The organism is Streptomyces sp. NPDC097981, from assembly GCF_040302565.1.
Lineage (GTDB): Bacteria > Actinomycetota > Actinomycetes > Streptomycetales > Streptomycetaceae > Streptomyces.
In genome coordinates this window covers 1-3086 of record NZ_JBEORW010000154.1, presented here as the reverse complement: position 1 = coordinate 3086, position 3086 = coordinate 1, and the positions used below count along the sequence as shown (strand labels likewise).

Here is a 3086-nt window from a genome sequence, read left to right as displayed (position 1 = left end):
TCAAACGCTACGTCATCCGCGAGGTCTACCACCTCCTCCGACCCGCCCCAAAGACACCCCGTACAGTCAGTTGACAGCTATAGGAGCGTCAACGCCCTCGCGGAGAACCTGTGGATGGTCATCAAGACCGAGTGCATCCGCGGCCGAGTCTTCGCCACCAGGGCTGAAGCGAACCTCGCGCTCTTTGAGTACCTCGACAGCTTCTACAACCCCCGCCGCATCCAGAAACGACTCGGATACCTCAGCCCCATCGAGTACGAAGAGAAGCACTACGCCAACCAGGCAGCAACCGAACGAGCGAACCTGAAACCACGTCAACCCACCCTGACCAGCTAGTCAGCACCTCCCGCACAGCGGGGGAACCTCATTGCCGTCGGTGTGCTGGGACTGGCCGGACAGAAGTCGTTCCATGGCATCGCGCAGGGCCTGTTCCGTCTTGGTGGAGACGGTCACTGGCCAGCCTTCTTGAGTATCACGGCCACCTCGTTCAGTTGGGCATCGAGCAGGGCTCGGCGGTTGGCGGGGAGCTTGGGATCGGCTCGCAGCCGGTTCAGGGAGCCGCGTTCAGCCGTCCAGATCGGTAAGTGTTCGGGGCCGAGAACGCTGTTGGCGCATCGGGAGGGCTGGCAGCGGTCGAGGAGAGGGCCGCGGTGTCCTTCGGGAGCGACGGCGTCCTTGCGGTACTTGGCCCCGACGGGGTCGTCGTCGTTCATGGTGCAGTGGTTGAGCTTGCCGAAGCGGATTGAGAACCGGGTGCGCTGTGGCAGGTCGTGTTCAACCCGGAGATCGCCGAGCTGAGCTTTGCCGGTGGCCCGTAGTTCGGCGGCCTTCTCGCGTACTGCGGCGAAGGCCTCGCGCATGCGGCCGGGGCCGAAGCCGATGGTCTCGCCGCGGCTGTTGTCGGCCGCGAAGAGCTCCTTGACGCGCTGGAACTTCCGCTCGGCGATGGCGTTGTCGAGATGGCGGGCCCAGGACGAGGCGGGCTCCATATAACCGCCGGTGGTCCGGTTGGCCAGGGCTCGGGTGGCAGCGTGCTTGAGCTGCATGCCGACCGCGATCTCCGAGCCGGGGAAGTCCCGGGTGAGCAGCGCCATGGTTCTGCGGAACATGTGCGGTGTGATGTGCTGCGGGATCTCGTCCAGGCCGGTGATGTTCCGGCGTCGGTTGACGTGGTCGACATTGTCCTCGATCACGTCCTTGCTGGTGAACTAGGTTTCGGATTGCGGCTTGGGACGGACGCGACAGCTTGACCTTGGTCGACTTCGCGGCCGGTGTGCTGAAGTGCTCCACGACGGAGCCCTTGGTGATCTCCCGGATTACTGGCGGGAGGGGGTTATTCCGGCTTGCACTATTCCCCCTCGGCCAGTGGGCCGAGGCTCTTGGCAGGCTCTCAGGCGATAGTTATCGGGGTGTTGTCGCGCAGGGTGACGTTGGCGTGGCTCTCCTGGAAGCTCTGGTCGGATACCAGGGTCAGCCGAGCCGTGGACTGAAACTCCGGAAGAGTGGTGGAGCCGCAGGACACCATCGTGGTCTTGAGCTTGGCGATGGTCACGGCGAGCCCTTCGTTGAGGTCGCCGGCGTAGGGGACGTAGCCGTCGACGCCTTCTTCGAAGATCAGGCCCTGGCCTCCTTGTCCGTAGCGCTGCCAGTTGCGGGCACGGTTCGAGCCCTCGCCCCTCGCCCCAGTACTCCTTCACGAAGCCGTCCCGGGTGGGGAGCTTCGCGCCGGCCGCCTGGTCGAAGCGGGCGAAGTAACGCCCCATCATGACGAAGTCGGCTCCCATCGCCAGTGCCAGGGCCACGTGGTAGTCGTGCACCAGTCCGCCATCAGAGCAGATCGGCACGTACTCGCCGGTGCGATCGCGGAAGGCGTCCCTGGCGGCGGTGACGTCCAGGACCGCGCTGGCCTGGCCGCGGCCGATGCCCTTCTGGTCGCGGGTGATGCAGATGGAGCCGCCGCCCACGCCGACCTTGACGAAGTCCGCACCGGCCTCGGCGAGGAAGGTGAACGCCTCGCCGTCGACCACGTTGCCGCCGCCGGTGGGGATCTCCGGGTAGTGCTTCTTCACCCAGGTCAGGGCTTGCGTCTGCCAGTCGCTGTAGCCGTCGGAGGAGTCGAAGCACAGGGCGTCGGCGCCCGCCTCCAGCAGGGCGGGAACGCGCTCTTGGTAGTCGTGGGTGTTGATGCCCGCGCCCACCCGCAGGCGCTTTGCGGTGTCCACGGCCTGGTTCGGGAAGCGCTTGTTGTCCGTGTAGTCGGACCGGAAGACCAGGTACTGCAGGTGGCCCTCGGCGTCGAGCACGGGGAGGCAGTCGAGCCGCTGGTCCCACAGCCGGGCGTTGGCTTCAGAACGGCTTGTGGTCCAGGTCAGGAAGTATCGGATCAGGTAGCGCCGTTGGCTGGTGCCACCGGTGATCCAGTCGTCGATGCGCTGCCGGCACCCTGCGGCCCTCCCTGCCGCCCTCGCCGAACTCCGCTCCCGGCAGGCCGAGGACGTCCCGGAGCGGCGGAGCGGGAAACCGGTTCTCCGTGAACGCGATGCCGGCGATCAGCACCAGGGGCCGGATGCACTTCAGGTCTTCACCCGGAGCTTCACCGCCGAGGCTATGTGCCGCTTCCCCGACCGGCTCGCCGGCCACTTCGGCCACAAGGTCCACCTCGTGGCCGACGGACACTGCGCCCACCGCTCCAACGAAGGTCCGCGACTGGCCCGCCGCCCACCCCGACGCCATCGAGCTGCACTTCCTGCCCCCGTACTCGCCTGAGCCGAACCCCGACGAACTGGTCAACGCCGACCTCAAGCACAGCCTGCCCCGACAGCACCGATCCCGGAACCACACCGAGCGCCCGCCGGGACCCGCCGCTTCTTCCGCAGACGACAGCGCCAGCCCCACATCGTCCGCGGCTACTTCGGCGGCCCACACATCCGCTACGCCGCGACGAGAACCCCATGAATTTCTGATCAATAACACAGACCCCCTTGACCGCGGCCGGGAGTGTCATGAATCAGGTGGACACCCGCTGTGAAGGGACCCCTGATGGACGCGATGACTGGTCACCTGATCGAGGACGCTGACGGCGTGTC

At 66.4% G+C, this 3086-nt stretch carries 5 protein-coding genes; 2 read left to right on the top strand and 3 right to left on the bottom strand.

Features of this window, described 5'->3' with window-relative positions; all coding sequences use genetic code 11:
- A partial coding sequence (locus ABTY04_RS40685; protein ID WP_352218465.1) for an IS3 family transposase occupies positions 1–336 on the top strand: 336 nt, incomplete at its 5' end.
- Positions 337–449: 113 nt separating this feature from the next.
- On the opposite strand, the gene ABTY04_RS40680 is transcribed toward ABTY04_RS40685, so the two are convergent.
- The 3 genes from ABTY04_RS40680 to ABTY04_RS41435 all read right to left on the bottom strand — a co-directional run bounded on the left by ABTY04_RS40680 (position 450) and on the right by ABTY04_RS41435 (position 2676).
- The gene (locus ABTY04_RS40680; protein WP_352218464.1) at positions 450–1193 is read right to left on the bottom strand and encodes a hypothetical protein; all 744 of its coding nucleotides are present in this window, start codon (positions 1191–1193) and stop codon (positions 450–452) included.
- 123 nt (positions 1194–1316) lie between these two features.
- Entirely contained in the window at positions 1317–2303 is a 987-nt protein-coding gene (locus ABTY04_RS41440; RefSeq protein WP_502996830.1) for an IMP dehydrogenase, read from the bottom strand.
- 43 nt (positions 2304–2346) lie between these two features.
- Complete coding sequence (locus ABTY04_RS41435; protein WP_502996832.1) at positions 2347–2676, bottom strand: hypothetical protein; 330 nt, start codon at positions 2674–2676, stop codon at positions 2347–2349.
- On the opposite strand from ABTY04_RS41435, the gene ABTY04_RS40665 reads away from it, so the two are divergent.
- The gene (locus tag ABTY04_RS40665) at positions 2567–3028 is read left to right on the top strand and encodes a transposase (RefSeq protein ID WP_502996831.1); all 462 of its coding nucleotides are present in this window, start codon (positions 2567–2569) and stop codon (positions 3026–3028) included. The two genes, ABTY04_RS41435 and ABTY04_RS40665, sit on opposite strands and share 110 nt — an antisense overlap.
- The last annotated feature ends 58 nt before the right edge of the window (positions 3029–3086 follow it).

Excerpts from the sequence above, each read along its gene's own strand:
- ABTY04_RS40665 (WP_502996831.1), top strand. The coding sequence starts at position 2,567 with ATGCACTTCAGGTCTTCACCCGGAGCTTCACCGCCGAGGCTATGTGCC.